Annotated in this window: 15 protein-coding genes; all 15 read left to right on the top strand. The window is 50.2% G+C overall.

Annotation, left to right across the window (positions count from 1 at the left end):
- Nucleotides 1–103 precede the first annotated feature (103 nt).
- The 15 genes from Q7C21_RS01175 to Q7C21_RS01105 all read left to right on the top strand — a co-directional run bounded on the left by Q7C21_RS01175 (nucleotide 104) and on the right by Q7C21_RS01105 (nucleotide 17,522).
- On the top strand, nucleotides 104–1,240 hold the full coding sequence (locus Q7C21_RS01175) for an EpsG family protein (RefSeq protein WP_004571285.1): 1,137 nt from the start codon (nucleotides 104–106) through the stop codon (nucleotides 1,238–1,240).
- 129 nt (nucleotides 1,241–1,369) lie between these two features.
- A complete protein-coding gene (locus Q7C21_RS01170; RefSeq protein ID WP_140033227.1) occupies nucleotides 1,370–2,287 on the top strand; it encodes a glycosyltransferase family 2 protein in 918 nt (305 codons plus the stop codon).
- Nucleotides 2,288–2,357: 70 nt separating this feature from the next.
- Nucleotides 2,358–3,110, top strand: coding sequence for a glycosyltransferase family 2 protein (locus Q7C21_RS01165; protein ID WP_039659802.1), 753 nt, complete (start codon nucleotides 2,358–2,360; stop codon nucleotides 3,108–3,110).
- Between the two features lie 46 nt (nucleotides 3,111–3,156).
- Entirely contained in the window at nucleotides 3,157–4,191 is a 1,035-nt protein-coding gene (locus Q7C21_RS01160; RefSeq protein WP_004571288.1) for a glycosyltransferase, read from the top strand.
- 82 nt (nucleotides 4,192–4,273) lie between these two features.
- The gene (locus Q7C21_RS01155) at nucleotides 4,274–6,490 is read left to right on the top strand and encodes a phage tailspike protein (RefSeq protein WP_110411253.1); all 2,217 of its coding nucleotides are present in this window, start codon (nucleotides 4,274–4,276) and stop codon (nucleotides 6,488–6,490) included.
- A gap of 160 nt (nucleotides 6,491–6,650) precedes the next feature.
- Nucleotides 6,651–7,913 (top strand): colanic acid biosynthesis pyruvyl transferase WcaK, encoded by a 1,263-nt coding sequence (gene wcaK / locus Q7C21_RS01150; protein ID WP_008926077.1) that lies wholly within the window; start codon nucleotides 6,651–6,653, stop codon nucleotides 7,911–7,913.
- Between the two features lie 4 nt (nucleotides 7,914–7,917).
- Nucleotides 7,918–9,141, top strand: a complete 1,224-nt coding sequence (locus tag Q7C21_RS01145) for a glycosyltransferase (RefSeq protein WP_004571291.1) — start codon at nucleotides 7,918–7,920, stop codon at nucleotides 9,139–9,141.
- Nucleotides 9,138–10,478 carry a lipopolysaccharide biosynthesis protein gene (locus tag Q7C21_RS01140; RefSeq protein WP_004571292.1) on the top strand — a complete coding sequence of 447 codons (1,341 nt, stop codon included), beginning with the start codon at nucleotides 9,138–9,140 and terminating at the stop codon, nucleotides 10,476–10,478. The genes Q7C21_RS01145 and Q7C21_RS01140 overlap by 4 nt, the downstream gene beginning before the upstream one ends.
- 278 nt (nucleotides 10,479–10,756) lie before the next feature.
- Nucleotides 10,757–11,659, top strand: coding sequence for a UTP--glucose-1-phosphate uridylyltransferase GalF (gene galF / locus Q7C21_RS01135; RefSeq protein ID WP_004571293.1), 903 nt, complete (start codon nucleotides 10,757–10,759; stop codon nucleotides 11,657–11,659).
- A 42-nt stretch (nucleotides 11,660–11,701) separates the two neighbouring features.
- Nucleotides 11,702–12,715, top strand: a complete 1,014-nt coding sequence (galE, locus tag Q7C21_RS01130) for a UDP-glucose 4-epimerase GalE (RefSeq protein ID WP_110411255.1) — start codon at nucleotides 11,702–11,704, stop codon at nucleotides 12,713–12,715.
- A 435-nt stretch (nucleotides 12,716–13,150) separates the two neighbouring features.
- Entirely contained in the window at nucleotides 13,151–14,230 is a 1,080-nt protein-coding gene (gene rfbB, locus Q7C21_RS01125; RefSeq protein ID WP_110411256.1) for a dTDP-glucose 4,6-dehydratase, read from the top strand.
- Nucleotides 14,230–15,117: a dTDP-4-dehydrorhamnose reductase gene (rfbD, locus tag Q7C21_RS01120; RefSeq protein ID WP_039659807.1), complete on the top strand. Its 888-nt coding sequence runs from the start codon at nucleotides 14,230–14,232 to the stop codon at nucleotides 15,115–15,117. Before rfbB ends, rfbD begins: the two co-directional genes overlap by 1 nt.
- Before the next feature lie 44 nt (nucleotides 15,118–15,161).
- The gene (rfbA, locus tag Q7C21_RS01115) at nucleotides 15,162–16,043 is read left to right on the top strand and encodes a glucose-1-phosphate thymidylyltransferase RfbA (RefSeq protein WP_110411257.1); all 882 of its coding nucleotides are present in this window, start codon (nucleotides 15,162–15,164) and stop codon (nucleotides 16,041–16,043) included.
- A complete protein-coding gene (gene rfbC, locus Q7C21_RS01110) occupies nucleotides 16,043–16,591 on the top strand; it encodes a dTDP-4-dehydrorhamnose 3,5-epimerase (protein ID WP_110411258.1) in 549 nt (182 codons plus the stop codon). Before rfbA ends, rfbC begins: the two co-directional genes overlap by 1 nt.
- Nucleotide 16,592: 1 nt before the next feature.
- Complete coding sequence (locus tag Q7C21_RS01105) at nucleotides 16,593–17,522, top strand: glycosyltransferase family 2 protein (RefSeq protein ID WP_164913085.1); 930 nt, start codon at nucleotides 16,593–16,595, stop codon at nucleotides 17,520–17,522.
- Nucleotides 17,523–17,596 lie beyond the last annotated feature (74 nt).

Here is a 17,596-nt window from a genome sequence, read left to right as displayed (position 1 = left end):
ACGCAATGTGTGACCGTACTGTCAGGTTTACTGAAAAGCCCGTCGGGAAGGCGAAGCGTGATTATTGCTGGCATGAGAACTTGTGGAATTAAGGAATCACACCATGGCTCCATATTGGTATGTATCAGGATTTTTACTGCTGATTTCGCTGTTTGAATTAGCCCTGAAAAAAGACGAACGCACAAATCATATTCTGACCTGGCTGCTCTGTTTTGCTGCCATTCTATTGATTGTTTTTGGGGGAATACGCGGCCTTGGCACCGGCATGGATGACTTCCAGTACCGGAGCTTCTTTGAGGACTTTGTTCGACGTATAGAGATTAACGGCTTCTTTAAAACCGTTGCTTTTTTCCGTTACGAACCGCTGATTTTTGCCACGGCCTGGATCACCAGTCTGTTTTCGCATAATGCCAGCATCTTTCTGTTTGTTTTCTGCGCCCTTGCCGTATCCATCAATGCTTACTTCTTCAGAAAGATGTCACCGTATCCGGTGCTGGCGCTGGTGCTCTATTCAGCGCACATCTTTATTAACAAAGATATAAACCAGATTCGCTTTGGCCTGAGTTCTGCGCTGTTCCTTGGTGTCCTGTGGTCAATCTATCTCAAGCGTTACTGGTGGGCTTTTGCCTTCTTTATTCTGTCGTTTACAAGCCATAACACTGCCGTAATGGTGGTAACACTTGTGCCGTTCCTGTTTATTCGCGACTGGCGCTGGTGGCCTGTGGTCATTATCGTTGCCAGTCTGCCGCTGTCCGTAGTGGGCGGATCCAGCTTTGTTGCCCTGATTGCGGGTCATCTTGGATCGCTGGGGGAAAGGGCATCGGGCTATAACAATGACCCGTCCTACGCAATGGGTGGCAGCATCCTGGCCGTATCGAACCTGAAAAACATCATGCTGGTGTTTGTCTTCTTCTATTTCATGCTTACTGACCAGTTGAAGCGCGAAAATTATGCTCAGTATCGTCTTAACTATCTGCTGATCATGAGTTTTGCTATTGGCGGTGCTGTCAGGATCTTCCTGTACAACTTCCCTTCAGGTTCGCGCCTGTCCAACTATTTGCAACAGGTCGAGCCGATCATCCTGACCTCACTGATTTATCAGGCAAGGCGATCGTGGAAGCCAGCGCTGTACGCGATGCTGGTGTTCTTCCTGCTCTATTACCTCTACTACAACACCATTTCAACCAAGCAGGCCGTTACTGGCTATGAAGTGGCGCGGGAGTTTTGGCTGGTCCACTGATTGACCCGACGGGCGCCCCTTCGTGATAAGTGTCACGCGGGGGCGCTCGCGTGTGAGAATTCAGATTTTTAATCGACCGTTGTCGACTGAACTGTTTATTTTTTTGAACTTTTTAATGAGGTGCTGGCAATGAAGGACATTCGTTTCTCCATCGTAATTCCGGCTTATAACGCGTCAGAATCGATTGTCACGACGCTGGATTGCGTTAAAGCACAAACGTATCGTAATTTCGAAGTCATCATCGTGGATGATAAGTCTGCAGATGCCGCCGCGCTGGCGGAGGTCGTTCGCAGCGAACGCTATCAGGATCTCGACATCAATCTGGTGCTTTCTGAGGTCAAACTCAACGGGGCCGGTGCACGTAACAAAGGCATTGAGCTGGCGACCGGTGATTATGTCAGTTTTCTTGACGCCGATGATGAGTGGGCGGCGGACAAACTGCAGCAGGTGAGTGAAAAAATTGCTCAACTGGACGCACAGGGTAAAAAGAATGTCGTTATTTTCAGCCAGGTAAATATCTATCAGGACGGCACATTCCTGAAAGTGATGCCAATGCAGCCACCAGGCAAAAATGAAACCGTCGCTGAGTATCTGTTCGGCTGTTATGGCTTTATCCAGACCAGCACGATTGTGCTGAAACGGGAAGATGCGGCGAAAATTCAGTTCGATACCCGCTACATCCGTCATCAGGATTATGATTTCTGCATTCGTGCCGACCGCATGGGCTATGACTTTGTGATGATCGCCGCACCGCTGGCTAACTACCACCTGGTCACAAAATTTGGCTCAAAACATAAAGGCGAATCGGTGAACTACTCGATGTTCTGGCTTGATAGCATGAAGCCGCATCTTACCCCGCGTGATATCCACACCTACAAAGCTTTTAAGCTGCCGCTGCGCTACAAAATGGACGGTAAGTCGCTGATGGCGAGCCTGAGCTTTGCTCGCTACTTCTTCCTCACCAATAAAGACAACCGTGCTTATTTTATGAACCGGGTTAAAGACAAGGTCAAAGCACGTTTTGGCGGTGAGAAAGCGATCTCCTGACGCGCACTGCGCCTCGCTCTGCTCCTGATACCAGGAGCACCTCTCTTTTCGTTTACATTCAGGGTTGAAGATGAATACTTCTGTTGGAACCGTTGGCATTGTTATGCCTATGTACAATGCCCGTCAGACCGTGTTACGCGCTGTGCAATCGGTTATCAATCAGCACTATACCGACTGGCACCTCTATCTGGTCAACGATAAATCCACTGATGACTCGCTGGCATTTGTGCGGGAGCATTGTCAGGATCCGCGCATTACCATTCTGGATAACGCGGTCAACATGGGCGCAGCAGAGACCCGCAACGTCGGACTGCGCGCGGCCACTGAAGAGATTATTGCCTTTCTTGACAGCGATGATGAGTGGCATGCGGATAAGCTGACCCAGCAGGTAGCTGCTATCGCCGCCGGTGATGATTTTGTGATTACCGAATATCACTATAAAACCCGCAAGGCTGAGCACGACATTACCTACGGAAAGCCTTACCTGCAGCAGGACAACTTTGTGAAAAAGCAGTATCGCGTCTGCTTCTCCTCTGTCTGTTTCCGTCGTCCGCCACAGGGACTTTTCTTCCAGCGCAAAGGTCATGAAGATTTCCTGTTTTTGTATGAATTATTCACCCGCTATAAGCAGGCACGGGTAATTCAGACGATTCTTGTCAACTATTACGAATTAGGCGATTCCCTTTCTCGCAATAAGAACAAAGCAGCCCAGTGGCACCTTGAATTATTAAGAATTATCTATAAAAACAATCCGTTAAAAATCTATTACTATTACGCCTGGTATATGGTGAATGGTGTGCTGTTTACCCTTAAGCATCGTTGAGCCTGTCGGCAGGATTGTCTTTATTATTTGAGGTGGATAGCGTTTCATGAAAAAAATTGTCCTGGTGATCAAAGATGCTTATTCGTATGCGGGCACCGAGAACATCTGTAACTTCATGTCAGAGTGTCTTGGCGAAACACATGACGTCACCATCTACTCGCTTGAAGGCAGTGGTAAGACTTTTTATCCGTTTGAACATGTCAGACAGATTGTCAGCTTCGAAGGGCAGAGCAACCCCATTAAAAGCGCGGTAGCCCGGATCCACGAAGAGGGTTTCGATACCGTCTTCCTGATCAGCATGGGGCGTCTGAGCGTCATGTTTGCCTTCTGGAATCTGCTGGCAATGAAGAAGAAACGGGGCAAAGCCTACGCCTGCGAGCACATTGCCATTAACTCCTTCAGCAAGCCGATCAAGTTCCTCAAGTTTCTGCTGCTGCGCTACTACGACCGCGTGATTGTTCTGACCGACAAAGATCATCAGGTGTTCAGCCGCTGGCACATTCCCAGCAAGCAAATTCCTAACCCCGTCGTCTACAAAGGTTTTCAGCGTCAGACTCGTCATCGTCAGGCGCTGGCGGTGGGCCGTCTGGATAACCAGAAAGGGTTTGATCTGATGCTGGATATCTGGCGCGACTTCGCACGCAGCCATCCGGACTGGACGCTGGTGATTGCCGGTGATGGTGAACTGCGTCAGCAGCTGCACGATCAGGCCGCCGTACTGGGCATTACTGACAGCGTGAAGTTTGTCGGTAAGGTCAGCAATATCAATGACTACTACCGTGACAGCGATATGGCGCTGATGACCTCGCGTTATGAAGGATTGCCACTGGTGCTGCTGGAAGCAAAATCCTGGTCACTGCCCGTTGTAGCGTATGACTGTCCGACCGGACCGCAGGAGATCATCAATCACGGTGAAGACGGTTTCCTGGTTCCGATGAATGATAAAGCCACGTTTCTGGCACGAATGGAGCAGCTCGCTACCGATGACGCCCTGTTCTATGCCATGAGCGAAAAAACCAAACAAACCGCGCTGAAATTCGACGGTAACCAGATTAAGCAAAGCTGGCTGTCATTGGTTTAACCGGAGCTGGAAACGCTCACTTGCGACGTGCCTCAGGGACACCGCCATGGCCAATGGCCTTATTGACTACGGGAATTGATGCATGAAAAGAAGAGAAGTTTTACAGACCGCCGCCTCCGCTCTGGTGGGGGCTCTCTCCGTGAGCACCTTTTCCAGCTACGCTGCAAAAAGTAACGGTATTGCCCTGAAGCCGGTTGATGCCACTAATATCCCGAAAGGCGACGTGCCGATCCTGACGCCAGAAAATGTCTACGCGATGCCACCGCAATTCTGGCAGAGCTTTGAAGGAAAACTCTGGATCGGTAAAGCGGGTGCGGATGCCAGTAAGCCTGGCAACCAGATTCCGGTCTTCCTGCGTGACGCCAGCGGTAAGGTGTCTGAGATTGCGCAGCCCATCGCGCTGAATAAAGGCAATTTTACCCAGTTTATTCAGGACAATGCCGCATTGATTGCCGATCCTTCGCATTCGATGACGGTGGAAGACAGCAACGGTCAGACGCTGTTCAACATTGCGGATGTCAGTCGTCCGGGCGCTGCAGATTTCAGTCAGCGCCTGGCGCAGCCAGCGGGTTATCAGCTGATTGGTGAGATTGCGTCTGTGGCGGAGTTACGTAAAACCCGTCCACTGTTTGAAGGGGCCAAGGTTAAGCTGAAAAGCTGGCATGAAGGACGGGAAGTTGGCGGCGGCGAGTTTGTCGGGAGCTTCCAGCCTGCCCAGAATGATGGCGGTGTGAATTTTGCCGGTGAGGGGTTCTCCTGGCGTCGTGTGGTAGACGATTTTAACCGCCTGACGCTGTTTGATTTCGGTGCGATTGCCGATGGCAAAACCGATACGGCACCCGCCATTATGGCGATGTTCCAGTGGTCGCAGCAGGCTAACCAGCAGATCTGCGTCCAGTTCCCGGCCGGTACCTTTATGGTCTCAGCCTGTAACCTTGGCGATAAGTATCTCAACTTCTTCCGCATGTCCGGTGCGATGGTGAACTTCGGCTATTTTCCAGCGACCACAATTGTCTCAGATGGTAAGTCAGCGTTCGTCTTTGAGATGAACGCCCGTCGCGTTGAACTTTCCAACCTGATTTTTAATGGCAACAGCGATAAGAGTGCGAATCAGCAGGGCTTTTTCCATAACAACTGTCCTGGCGGACAATATTTCCGGGGTGCCTGCCTGCGCTTTAACGCCGTTGGCGGCACGGCCATCAGCCTGCAGGATACCCTCGATTGTAAAATTGACCAGTGGTACGCCTCTCGCTGCAGCGGCGACGTGATTAAATCGGGCTGGTCAGGGCAGAAGCAGGGCAAATGGGACCACAGCACCGCAATTGAGCTGTCAAACTTCAATGCGCAGCACTGTCGTGGCGGTAAAGTCCTTAACCTGCCGCGCTGCGGTCAGTCAATTATCCATAACGGCTGGATTGAGCACTGCGATAACCCAGGCGATCTCTCCAACGGCCAGTGGATCGTTGATGCGCTGAGCATTGAGGATTGTAAGAATCCGCTTATCGCCCATAACACTCGCCTGAATATGCGTCAGACCAGTCTCCAGTCTGGCAGCTGGATTGACAACTCCATGCAGGGCGATCGTCTGCTTAGCATCTGGGAAATGGGCTCTACCCGCGTTGAGTCCTATGGCGTCGCACTGGATGGCAGCCTGAAGTACAACTACATCACCTCGCGCTGGCGCTTAGAGAACAACACGAATCAGGAAACCTGGTTTGATCTCGGTAGCCTCTACTCACCGACGGTGGGGGATTCATGGGAGATCGAGATTTTCGGTCAGTCGCAATTCAGTAACGGCAGTGGTGATAAGCCGCTGATGAACCTGATCGGCGACAAGACCACCGGCGGCCGCGCGGTAATCCACGTGCAGCGTAAGAAAGACCGCTCGGAAGCGAGCTGGTCAGCCGAAGGCAGCTGCCCGATTGTGGATGTGCGCTATGTGGCTGAGCATGACACCGATGTGCATCTCTACGTCAAACTGGCGGGCTGGACGCCGTCGGCTGCCGTGCTGGTGAAAACCACCGGTAAAGATCGCTTTGTGACCGGGCGCTGTGCGCGGGTCAATGCGGTAATGGAGAAGGGCAATCCACCGTCAGGTGACGCGACGAAACGCGCGCCACAGCGCTTCAGCCTGCACAACGGCAAAGCGGGTATCGGTGCCAACGAGCAGGGCGATCTGTTAATGGCTTCCCGTCCGATCTCAGCCGATCAGGTTGATACCAGTAAGCCAGAAGGGTTTGTTTCCGTGGTAATCAACGGGAAACAGGTTGCACTGCCTTACTTCGCGATTAAGTCGTAACAGCGTCTATAACGGCCGCCAGAATGGAGGCGGCCGGTTTCAACAGAAGCACTACCTTTGGGTGCGTTATCCCGTAAAGCATTACTTTTAATCAGAGTTCATTTTGCCCATTGCGGATCTGGGCGGCTTTCAGAATTAAAAAAATTCATTCGGAGTTTTTATGAAAATTTTATTGGTGGGTAACCACACGTGTGGGAACCGCGGGGATGGCGCGATTCTTCGTGGACTGATTGATTCAATGCGGTCTGCACGGAGTGATTTAGAGATTGACGTTATAAGCCGTTATCCAACCAGCTCCGGTTATCTGCTCCAGCAGGATATACAGCAGGATGCGCTGTATCTGCACAACAGCAAGTCTGGTAAAGGTCTGGTCGGTTCGTTTAAACGTAAAGTCGCGAACCGCCTGATGCCCGATATCATGATGGCGCATCTGGGCAAGGGCGGTATCTTTAAGTCCTTCTCAGTACCACCGCACCTGAAAGCGTTTACGGAAAGTCTGGAAAAATATGATGCGATTATTCAGGTGGGCGGATCGTTCTTCGTTGACCTCTATGGCGTAACCCAGTTCGACCATGCGCTCTGTGCACTGATGGCCAAAAAGCCGATCTACCTGATTGGTCACTCGGTGGGGCCTTTCCAGAACCCGCGCGTTAATGCGCTGGCGAATTTTGTCTTTGATCGGGTCGACAGCCTGGTGCTGCGCGAATCGGTCAGCCTTGATCTGATGAAGCGCGATGGTGTGACCAGCTCTAAAGTGGCGTCTGGTGTGGATACCGCTTTCCTGGTACGTGCGCGTGAAGTCGAAAACCCAAGCCATAACCTGCTCTACTGGCAGGGCATTATCGATGGTCGTAAAACCATCGCGATCACCGTGCGTGAACTGGCGCCGTTTGATAAACGTCTGGGTGTCACACAGAAAGAGTATGAAGCAGCATTTGGCCGGGTCATCAACGCCATGATTGCGGAAGGCTATCAGGTTGTGGCGTTCTCAACCTGTACCGGCATCGACAGCTATGCCAAAGATGATCGCATGGTCGCACTGACACTGCGTGACCACGTGACGCAGCCTGAACATTACCATGTCATCATGGATGAGTTTAATGACCTGGAGCTGGGCATCCTGCTGAGTCATTGTCATCTGACCATTGGTACCCGCCTGCACTCGGCGATTATCTCCATGAACTTTGGCACCCCGGCTGTGGCAATCAACTACGAGCACAAGTCGATGGGTGTGATGAACCAGCTTGGTCTGCCGCAGATGGCAACCGACGTAAAAAGCCTGATGGATGGCTCGCTGATCGATAAGGTAAAAACGGTCCTTGCCGATTACGACAACATCAAGCTGAAGGTCAACACGGCCGTTGCGAATGAAAGGGAAATTGGCAACCGGATCACTGAAGAGATTCTCAAAGTATTAGGGTAATGTGATGAAACTGACTTTTTTCACCATGCGTTTCCCGGTTGCCTCTGAGACATTCGTACTTAATCAGGTAACCCATTTTATTGATGCCGGTTACGAGGTGGAGATCATTTCAGTCTTTCCCGGCGATTTAGTGAACCGGCATGCCGCGTTTGATGAGTATGGTCTGGCGGCGAAGACGCACTATCTGCTGCCGGAAGAGAAAATCTCAATTGTCGATAAGCTGAACCAGCGTATCAAACTGGTGCTGCCAAAAGTGACCAAACCGTCGCTGCTGCGTTCGCTGAATGTGCGCCGTTATGGCGCGCAGTCCAGTAAACTGCTGCTGCCGTCGATTGTGGCGAATGCAAAGCAGACCTTCACTGCAGATGTGTTCCTGGTGCATTTCGGCTATGCCGGTGCGCTGGCGAACAAGCTGCGTGAACTGGGCGTGCTCAAGGGTAAACAGGCGACCGTGTTTCATGGCGCCGATATTTCCCGTCGTCACATTCTGGAAGAGCACAAACTCGATTACGTCAATCTGTTCCGCCAGAGTGAGCTGATGCTGCCTATCAGCCATCTGTGGGAGAACAAGCTGATCGAGATGGGCTGTCCGCCGGAAAAAATTCACGTGACGCGTATGGGCATTGAACCGGAGAAATTTAACTTCCAGCCGCGGCAGGCGTTCCAGACGCCGCTGCGTATCGTTTCGGTGGCGCGTCTGACCGAGAAGAAAGGGCTGGATGTGGCGGTCAAAGCCAGCGCCATCCTGAAGCAGCGTGGCGGTCAGTTTCAGTACACCATCATCGGCAATGGCGATCAGGATGAGATGATGCGTGATTTCATCGCCCGCGAGGGGATGGAAGATTGCGTCAGCATGCCGGGCTTCAAACCGCAGGAGGAGATTCGTCGTGCACTGAGCGAAGCCGATATCTTCCTGCTGCCGTCTAAAACCGCCGCAGATGGTGACATGGAAGGTATTCCGGTTGCACTGATGGAGGCGATGGCGGTGGGCCTGCCGGTGGTCTCAACCTTCCACAGTGGTATTCCGGAACTGATTGAGAACAACGTGTCTGGCTGGCTGGTGGAAGAGGATGATCCTGAGGCGCTGGCGGAAACGCTGCTGAAGCTCTCTCAGGGCGAAGTGGATGTGGCGCCCGTCGTCGCAGCTGCACGTCACAAAGTTGAGACTGAATTTAATCAGCATATCGCCTATGGCGAACTGGCACAGATTCTGGAGCGACTGGTGTGAGTGGATTTAAATCACAGGCGATTTGGCTGTTCGGCAGCACCTGCTTTTCCGCAGTGTTGCAGGTTGCACAGCTGAGCTTTCTCGCCCGCAAACTGGAAACCCACGAGCTGGGCCTGTTAGCCATCATCAACGCCATCCTGGCGGTGGCGGGTGTGCTGCAGGATATGGGGATGAGCAGTTATCTGGTGCATCGCCAGAATATTACTCGTCGTGAGCAGAGCACTATCTACTGGGTGAACGTCTCACTCAGCTTGTGCACCGGTCTGATCATGTTACTGATCGCCTTCCCGGTTTCCTGGTTCTATCATCTGCCAGAGCTGACCGGGCTGATCATGCTGACCAGCCTGAACTTCCTGGTGCTGGGGCATCTGTCCCAATATCAGGCGCACTACATCAAAACCAAGCGGATGGTCTCGCTGGCGAAGATTGAGATGGGCACCAAGCTGTTTGCCTTCCTCTGTGTCGTGGCGATGCTGGAGTTCACCTCGCTCACGGTGGCAGCCGCGATTCTGGGTCTGTTTATCAACGCCTTTACCCGCATCCTTTGCATGATTGCGCTGGGCGAAAAGTCATGGCGTCCGACGTGGGAGTTCGACAAAGCGACCTTTATCGGCGCCATTCGCTACGGCAGCTATCAGCTCGGCTCGCAGACTATTAATCAGCTGCGTACCCAGGCGGATGCGCTGGTGGTGGGTAAAGTGATGGGTGCCGAGATGCTGGGTGTCTACTCGCTGGCGAAAGAGCTGGTACTGCAACCGCTGAAGCTGGTCACGCCGGTGATCAACCGTCTGGCACTGCCACGTTTTGCTGAAAAGCAGCACGATGCCGAGCAGCTGAAAAAGCTGTTCCTGAAGGGCACGCTGGGGATCATGTTGTTCAGCAGCGCGATGTACCTGGTGATTGGTATCTTCTCGCCGGTCATCGTCCGTGTACTTTATGGTGCGTCGCATGAGCAGGTTTATCATCTGATCCCGCTAATGCTGCTGTTTGGCATGCTGCGACCGATGGGCGGCCTGACCGGGGCGATTTCACAGGCCAACGGGCGGACCAACGTAGAGTTTTACTGGAACATTGTGGCGAGTATTGTGGTGCTGGCCGTACTGGCGACCACCTTTATCTGGCCTAACGTGCTCTACGTGGCGCTGACGCTCTCTATCTCGCAGATCCTGATCTCTGCACTGGCGCATCCGTTCTTTATCAAGCCGGTGATTGGCATTCGGTTTATTCCTTATGCCCGTCAGTGGGTGGCGGTGTCGGTGGTATTTGTCGGTGTGATGTTGCTGGTAAATCACTTTAATCTGTTTGTGATGCCAGAGTGGTTTGAAGGCTGGCTCTGATTACTGCACAGATATATCAACGGGCGACCTTAGGGTCGCCCGTTTTCATTTATGGCTGGTCTCAGGCATCCAACGGATAGTGCTGCAGATCACAGTCGTCATATTCGATTACTGATTGTCTTTATTCAGTTTATGCCGTATCTGGCAATGGGCAAAATGCCGAATTTCCAAGATATGACAGAGAGTTACTGTCCGCTTTTCAGATAAAGATTATACTTGGACTTCCGGCCGATCCTGCATAATCGACCCACATCTTCATTTTATTAAACGGAATAAATATGACCAAGCTTAAAGCAGTAATCCCCGTTGCGGGCCTCGGTATGCATATGCTCCCTGCGACTAAAGCCATTCCGAAAGAGATGCTGCCTGTCGTCGACAAACCGATGATCCAGTACATCATTGACGAGTGCGTTGCCGCGGGTATTAAAGAGATTGTGCTGGTCACGCATGCATCTAAAAATGCAGTAGAAAACCACTTCGACACCACTTACGAGCTGGAAGCACTGCTCGAAGCACGCGTGAAGCGTCAGCTACTGAGCGAAGTGCAGTCTATCTGCCCGCCAGGCGTAACGATCATGAACGTGCGTCAGGCACAGCCACTGGGCCTGGGTCACTCCATTCTCTGTGCCCGTCCAATGATCGGTGATAACCCGTTCGTGGTGGTGCTGCCAGACGTCCTGCTGGATGATTCTACCGCGGACCACATGCGTTATAACCTGGCTGCAATGGTTGCCCGTTTCGAAGAGACCGGCCACAGCCAGGTTCTGGCACAGCATATGCCAGCGTCCGATCTGACTGAGTACTCAGTGATCACCACTGCAGAGCCGATTGAACACCCAGGTGACATCAGCACCATCACCGATTTCGTTGAGAAGCCAGAAGATACTGCAGGACTGAGCTCTGACCTGGCAGCGGTAGGTCGCTATGTTCTTTCTGCTGATATCTGGGCGGAACTGGAGCGCACTGAGCCAGGCGCATGGGGTCGTATTCAGCTGACCGATGCGATTGCCAGCCTGAGCAAAAACAAAACCGTTGATGTTTCGCTGCTGACCGGTCACAGTTTCGACTGCGGTCGTAAACTTGGATACATGCAGGCGTTTGTCTCTTACGGACTGCGCAGTAACACGCAGGGTCGTGAGTTCCGCGAAGCTATCCAGACCATCCTCGCAAAACAAAAGTAATAAATTCGCCGCGTTCTGCGCGGCAGATTGAAAGGAGCTCACATGGCAATTTTAGTAACGGGCGGAGCAGGGTATATCGGCTCCCATACCGTACTGGCGCTGTTGCAGCGCGGTGATGATGTTGTAGTTCTGGATAACCTCTGCAATGCCTCACGCGAAGCGATTAATCGCGTTGAGAAACTGGCGGGTAAAAAAGCGACCTTCGTTGAAGGCGATATCCGTGACCGTGCCTGCCTGCGTGATTTATTCGCGTCAAATAGCATTTCAGCCGTCATCCACTTCGCAGCCCTGAAAGCAGTGGGTGAATCAACCCGCATGCCGCTGGAATACTACGAGAACAACGTAGCAGGCACCGTGGTACTGCTGGAAGAGATGCGCAACGCCGGCGTCTGGAACTTCATCTTCAGCTCATCAGCGACCGTTTACGGCGCAGATGCACCGGTTCCATACGTTGAGACCACCCCGATTGGCGGTACCACCAGTCCTTACGGCACCTCTAAACTGATGACCGAGTTCGTGATGCGCGACTTCGCTAAAGCAGAGCCGAAGTTCAAGGCCATTGCCCTGCGTTACTTCAACCCGGTTGGCGCGCATGAGTCTGGCGAAATTGGTGAAGACCCGACGGGTATCCCGAACAACCTGCTGCCATACATTGCGCAGGTTGCGATTGGGCGTCTGGAGAAGCTGGGCGTGTTTGGCGGTGATTACGATACGCCAGACGGTACCTGCCTGCGTGACTATATCCATGTGGTAGACCTGGCGGAAGGGCACCTGAAAGCACTGGACCACCTCAATAAAGTTGAGGGCTACACGGCCTTTAACCTGGGCGGCGGCAAAGGCTTCTCTGTACTGGAGATGATCAAGGCGTTTGAGAAGGCGTCTGGTAAAGCGATTCCGTTTGAAATTAAGCCACGCCGTGATGGCGATTTGCCTGCATTCTGGGCCGATGCGTCACTGGCGAACAATACGCTCGACTGGCGCGTGACGCGCGGCATCGATGAGATGATGCGCGATACGTGGAACTGGCAGAGTAAGAACCCGGATGGGTTTAAGTAGTTGAAAACAGAAGGCGAACATAGGTTCGCCTTTCTTATATTTGGTTTGAATTATCTTATAAGACCTTTCTCAATATTCTGATTGCATCGTCCTGGCGCATCAGCAACCATCATCTGTGCCTGCAAAGCGCTCATAAGTTGAACTAACACCCTCGGCATAATCGCATTTTATTCGTAATAGCTATACCTGAGTGATAGAATTTACGATGGTTGAATGATAAACCCACTTAACTAATTTCATTAATAAAGTGATATCAATCAATTGAATGCTGAACACCTGGCGAGTTCATGTTTCAGCATACTTATTCGGTCAAAGATAATCAGCATCGTGGGAGCTGTAACCCAGGGGCGGTAGCGTGCTCTGAAAACACCTATGATTGTCTGCTTCTTATTCAGGCGCCCATGCCTCAGATAGCTTGTCAGGAATAAATACGTTATGAAGATTCTTATCACTGGTGGTGCAGGTTTTATCGGTTCAGCGGTTGTGCGTCATGTTATCAACAATACGAGCGATGAAGTCATAAACGTTGATAAACTTACTTACGCAGGCAATCTTGAATCGTTGAAAGAGATTAGCAGCAATCCACGCTACACCTTTAAGCAGATCGATATCTGCGACGGTCAGGCTATCACTGAAGCGTTAAATGAATTTCAGCCAGACGCCATCATGCACCTTGCCGCAGAAAGCCATGTAGACCGTTCAATCACCGGTCCGGCGGAATTCGTACAGACCAACGTGGTTGGCACCTATGCACTGCTAGAGGCAAGCCGTCAGTACTGGAGCGCTCTGCCTGAAGAGCGTAAATCAGCTTTCCGTTTTCACCATATTTCAACGGATGAAGTCTATGGTGACTTACCTCATCCGGACGAGATGGACGGTGAACTACCGCTGTTTACCGAAGAAACCCCTTATGCGCCAAGCAGCCCTTACTCGTCAACGAAGGCAGCCAGCGATCATTTGGTACGCGCCTGGGGCCGAACCTACAAGTTGCCGGTGATTGTGACAAACTGTTCAAACAACTACGGTCCTTACCATTTCCCGGAAAAACTGATCCCGTTGATTATCAGTAATGCGCTGGAAGGCAAACCGTTACCTATCTATGGCAAAGGCGACCAGATTCGTGACTGGCTCTATGTTGAAGACCACGCGCGCGCGCTCTATACCGTGGTGAAAAATGCAGAGACCGGCACTACCTATAACATCGGTGGTCATAACGAAAAGAAAAACATCGATGTTGTGCTGAAAGTCTGCGAACTGCTGGATGAGCTGCGACCAAAAGCAACTCCGTACAGCGATCAGATTACCTACGTTCAGGATCGTCCGGGTCACGATCGCCGCTACGCGATCGACGCCGCTAAGATCGAAAAAGATCTTGGCTGGAAACCGGAAGAGACCTTTGAAACGGGCCTGAAAAAAACCGTTGAATGGTATCTCAACAATTCGCAGTGGGTTGAGCATGTCAAGAGTGGTGCTTATCAGAACTGGATCGAAGAAAATTACGAGAAGCGTAGCTAATGAATATTTTGCTTTTTGGTAAAAACGGCCAGGTGGGTTGGGAGTTACAACGGGCGCTGGCTCCGCTTGGAAAATTGACGGTTGTTGACCGTCAATCAACTGATTACTGTGGTGATTTTGAAAATCCTGCTGGCATCGCCGAGACAGTTCGAAAGCTCAATCCGAACGTGATCGTGAATGCCACTGCTTACACTGCTGTTGATAAAGCCGAAACTGAGCAAGATAAAGCGCACGTGGTCAATGCAACGTCTATTGAAGCATTGGCACAGGCAGCCGAGGAAATCGGCGCGTGGCTGGTTCACTACTCAACGGATTATGTTTTTGACGGTTCAGGTGATAGACCCTGGCGCGAAGATGATGCAACCGCTCCGCTGAATGTTTATGGACAGAGTAAGCTGGAAGGTGAGCAAGCCATTGTCCGCCACATGAGCCGCTATCTTATTTTCCGTACAAGCTGGGTCTACGCAGCTAAAGGTAATAACTTTGCCAAAACGATGCTGAAACTGGCAAAAGATCGCGATTCATTATCAGTAATCAATGACCAGTTTGGTGCACCAACCGGCGCTGAGTTGATTGCTGACTGCACTGCTCATGCAATCAGAGTTGCTCTGAATGACAGGACCGTTACGGGTCTGTATCACCTGATTGCAGGGGGAGAGACAACCTGGCATGCCTATGCCACTAAAGTGATAGAGTTTGCAAAAGCGCAAGGCATCGAACTGCAGGTACAGGCAATTAAAGCTGTGCCAACGAGTGCGTTCCCTACACCGGCTAAACGACCGGCAAACTCAAGACTCAATACAGAAAAGTTTCAACAGGCCTTTGGTCTGAACCTGCCCGACTGGACAGTTGGCGTTGAACGTATGTTGCTTGAAACTCTTATTTAATAGAAGCAGGCCGCAATAGCGGCCTGGCCAATTAAGGTGAAATTGTGAAAAAGAATAAAGGCATTATTCTCGCTGGTGGCTCAGGAACGCGCCTCTATCCGGTAACGATGGCAGTCAGCAAGCAATTGCTGCCGGTTTACGACAAACCAATGATTTACTATCCGCTCAGTACGCTGATGCTGGCAGGAATTAATGACATTCTGATCATCAGTACCCCGCAGGACACGCCGCGCTTTGAAAGTCTGCTGGGAGATGGCTCACAGTGGGGAATTTCGATTCAGTATAAAGTTCAGCCTAGCCCTGATGGTCTTGCTCAGGCATTTATCATTGGTGAAGAGTTTATTGGTGACGACTCAGTCGCGCTGATCCTTGGCGACAATATTTTCTATGGTCACGATCTTTACAAGCAACTTGAAGCTGCATCGAAGAAAGATGATGGGGCAACTGTCTTTGCCTATCACGTCACTGACCCTGAGCGTTATGGCGTTGTTGAATTTGATAAAGATGGCAAAGCCATTTCTCTGGTAGAAAAACCTGAACATCCTCGCAGCAACTATGCAGTGACCGGTCTCTATTTCTATGACAACAGTGTTGTGGAAATGGCGAAAAACCTTGCGCCATCACCCCGCGGTGAACTGGAGATTACGGATATCAACCGGATCTACATGGAGCAGGGGAAGCTTTCTGTATCAATTATGGGCCGCGGACACGCCTGGTTAGATACCGGCACACATCAAAGCCTGATGGAAGCGAACAATTTTATCCAGACTATAGAATCACGTCAGGGGCTAAAAGTTGCCTGTCCGGAAGAAATCGCATTCAGAATGGGTTTCATTAATAAAGAGCAATTACAGGAACTGGCCAAACCATATCTTAAAAATGAATATGGCAAATACCTGATGGCGCTGGTTGAAGGACGTTTATAATGAATATTATTGATACCAAAATTCCTGACGTAAAAATCATTGAGCCTAAAGTGTTTGGTGACGAACGTGGATTTTTCCTGGAAAGCTTCAATCAGTCTATTTTCGATAAAGCTGTTGGTCGTCATGTCGATTTTGTTCAGGACAATCACTCAATGTCCAAAAAAGGCGTATTAAGAGGACTCCATTATCAGCTTAATCCACATGCGCAGGGCAAACTCGTACGCTGCGTTGAAGGTGAGGTTTTTGATGTCGCGGTGGATATCAGACGTTCATCCGAAACGTTTGGACACTGGGTCGGCGTGCATTTAAGTGCTGAAAACAACCGTCAGCTATGGATTCCTGAGGGATTTGCTCACGGTTTCATAACGCTTTCAGAGCGTGTTCAGTTTATTTATAAAACTACAAATTATTATGCTCCTCAGTCCGAAAGAAGCATTTTGTGGAATGATCCGCAGATAAATATTGAATGGCCTGAAGTTGAAGAAATGACTTTATCTGGTAAAGATAAAGATGGCGTATTACTTAATAACGCAGAAACTTTCGATTGAGATGCAAATAAAAACGCGTACCGCAGTCCTTTTATGCTCTTACAATGGTAGTCAATATATAAGACAGCAGATTGATTCAATTATAAATCAGACTGAAAAAGAATGGACGGTGTTTGTCTCGGATGATGGATCAACTGACGGGACTCTTGATATATTGCAATATTATCAGGAGAAGTTAGGCAGTGAGCGTTTTGTTATAATCAATGGTCCAGGCAAGGGATTTGCCTGGAATTTTCTATCTTTACTGGAGAAGTGCGGGGATGCGTTTGATTATTATGCATTCAGTGATCAAGATGATGAATGGATGCCAGATAAATTAGCAAGGAGCATATCGGCTCTATCTGGCTACAGTCATAATGTCCCTTCAGTCTATTGTGGGCGAACCAGATTAATCGATGAGAATGGTCATCATCTGGGTGAGTCACCGCTATTCAGTAAGCCGCCATCGTTCAAGAATGCCCTTATTCAAAGTATTGCTGGTGGCAATACCATGGTACTTAATCGAACAGCACGAAATATCATCAATAAAACGCCGAGAGACGTATTGATCATATCTCACGATTGGTGGATATACATTGTTATAACAGCAGTCGATGGGCATATATACTACGATCCTAAACCTGCAATCAATTATCGGCAACATACCAACAACATTGTTGGATCAAACCTGGGATGGATAGCAAGATTTAAACGTATTGGCGGGTTACTTGATGGGCATTTCAAGAAATGGATTGACGCTAATCTTTACGCGTTAAGTAAAGCCGACATCAATGTCGCTCCCGAGAAAAAGGTTATTCTTGATAGATTTAATGATGCCAGAAGCAGTAATTTATTTAAAAGACTTTATATATTCAGAAAGTTGGATATGTACCGTCAGACGTTTTTAGGCACTTTAGGCCTTTACGTTGCTATATTTCTGAAGAAATTATGATCGATAAATAAATTTACCCATTAAAGGTGAAATTTTGCAGCAGAATACTAGACACGATACATCCCTATGGTCGT

The organism is Pantoea sp. ANP04 (genome assembly GCF_041982285.1).
In the GTDB taxonomy this organism is placed as follows: Bacteria; Pseudomonadota; Gammaproteobacteria; order Enterobacterales; family Enterobacteriaceae; genus Pantoea; species Pantoea eucalypti.
The sequence above is the reverse complement of the archived record's forward strand: the minus strand, read 5'-3'. Positions and strand labels throughout refer to the sequence as shown.

Excerpts from the sequence above, each read along its gene's own strand:
- Q7C21_RS01175 (WP_004571285.1), top strand. The coding sequence starts at position 104 with ATGGCTCCATATTGGTATGTATCAGGATTTTTACTGCTGATTTCGCTG.
- Q7C21_RS01170 (WP_140033227.1), top strand. The coding sequence starts at position 1,370 with ATGAAGGACATTCGTTTCTCCATCGTAATTCCGGCTTATAACGCGTCA.
- Q7C21_RS01165 (WP_039659802.1), top strand. The coding sequence starts at position 2,358 with ATGAATACTTCTGTTGGAACCGTTGGCATTGTTATGCCTATGTACAAT.
- Q7C21_RS01160 (WP_004571288.1), top strand. The coding sequence starts at position 3,157 with ATGAAAAAAATTGTCCTGGTGATCAAAGATGCTTATTCGTATGCGGGC.
- Q7C21_RS01155 (WP_110411253.1), top strand. The coding sequence starts at position 4,274 with ATGAAAAGAAGAGAAGTTTTACAGACCGCCGCCTCCGCTCTGGTGGGG.
- wcaK (WP_008926077.1), top strand. The coding sequence starts at position 6,651 with ATGAAAATTTTATTGGTGGGTAACCACACGTGTGGGAACCGCGGGGAT.
- Q7C21_RS01145 (WP_004571291.1), top strand. The coding sequence starts at position 7,918 with ATGAAACTGACTTTTTTCACCATGCGTTTCCCGGTTGCCTCTGAGACA.
- galF (WP_004571293.1), top strand. The coding sequence starts at position 10,757 with ATGACCAAGCTTAAAGCAGTAATCCCCGTTGCGGGCCTCGGTATGCAT.
- galE (WP_110411255.1), top strand. The coding sequence starts at position 11,702 with ATGGCAATTTTAGTAACGGGCGGAGCAGGGTATATCGGCTCCCATACC.
- rfbB (WP_110411256.1), top strand. The coding sequence starts at position 13,151 with ATGAAGATTCTTATCACTGGTGGTGCAGGTTTTATCGGTTCAGCGGTT.
- rfbD (WP_039659807.1), top strand. The coding sequence starts at position 14,230 with ATGAATATTTTGCTTTTTGGTAAAAACGGCCAGGTGGGTTGGGAGTTA.
- rfbC (WP_110411258.1), top strand. The coding sequence starts at position 16,043 with ATGAATATTATTGATACCAAAATTCCTGACGTAAAAATCATTGAGCCT.
- Q7C21_RS01105 (WP_164913085.1), top strand. The coding sequence starts at position 16,593 with ATGCAAATAAAAACGCGTACCGCAGTCCTTTTATGCTCTTACAATGGT.